The 841-nt window shown below is 70.5% G+C and carries 1 protein-coding gene; it reads right to left on the bottom strand.

Annotated elements, in window-relative coordinates; genetic code table 11:
• Positions 1-105 precede the first annotated feature (105 nt).
• Positions 106-579, bottom strand: a complete 474-nt coding sequence (gene rbfA / locus D1J51_RS17705) for a 30S ribosome-binding factor RbfA (RefSeq protein ID WP_119077324.1) — start codon at positions 577-579, stop codon at positions 106-108.
• Positions 580-841: the final 262 nt, after the last annotated feature.

Consider the following 841-nt stretch of genomic DNA (forward strand, 5'->3'; position numbering starts at 1 on the left):
GACCCGGTGTTGCATCGACCGGTTGAACTCACCCTGTACGCCGTTCGCTGACCGGCCGGCACTCCGACGAGCGGTCCCGGGGCACCGATCCGGGGCCGCTCGCCGTCAGTCGCGGTTCTCGTCGTCGAGCAGATCCTCCTCGCCGAGACCGTCCTCGTCGGTATCGCGAGTCCTCACGTAGGGGTCGGCCTCGCCCGCGTACTGCGCGCCGGCCGCGAGCGCCGCGGCCTCTTCGTCGCGGCGTCTCGCCTCGGCCAGCAGATCGTTGAGATGCTGCGCGCTCTCCGGGAGCTCGTCGTGGATGAACTCGAGGCTCGGCGTGAGCCGGGTGCCCAGCTGCCTGCCCACCTCGCTTCGCAGCATCCCCGTGGCGGCCTTGAGCGCCGCCGCGGAGTCGGTCTGCTCCTGCTCGCTGCCGTAGACGGTGTAGAAGATGCTCGCGTGCTGCAGGTCTCCGGTCACGCGCACATCGGTGATGGTGACGAAACCGAGGCGCGGATCCCGCAGCCCCTTCTCCAGCCTGCGGGCGATGATCTGCTGGACCCGCTCAGCGACCTTGCCGGCTCTTGGATTGCTCATGCGACAAGCCTATCGCCGCGGGACGGATGCCCGGCGCCGCTCTACGATGGTGGTGGATCCCCATCCCGCCCGATGAAGCAGAAGCAGGAGGCGCACGCATGACGCACTCGCCCGACCAGCAGAATCCCGGGACCCCGGAAGCCTCCGGATCCGGCAGGGAGGCGTCGCCGCCGCAGTACGCACCCCCGCAGTACGCGCCGCCCGCCGCACCGCAGTACGCACCACCCCAGTACGCGCCGCCCGCCGCACCGCAGTACGCCCA

This window comes from Leucobacter sp. wl10, assembly GCF_003569785.1.
Classification (GTDB): domain Bacteria; phylum Actinomycetota; class Actinomycetes; order Actinomycetales; family Microbacteriaceae; genus Leucobacter.

Coding starts and splice junctions, on each gene's coding strand:
- rbfA (WP_119077324.1), bottom strand. CDS start 579: ATGAGCAATCCAAGAGCCGGCAAGGTCGCTGAGCGGGTCCAGCAGATC.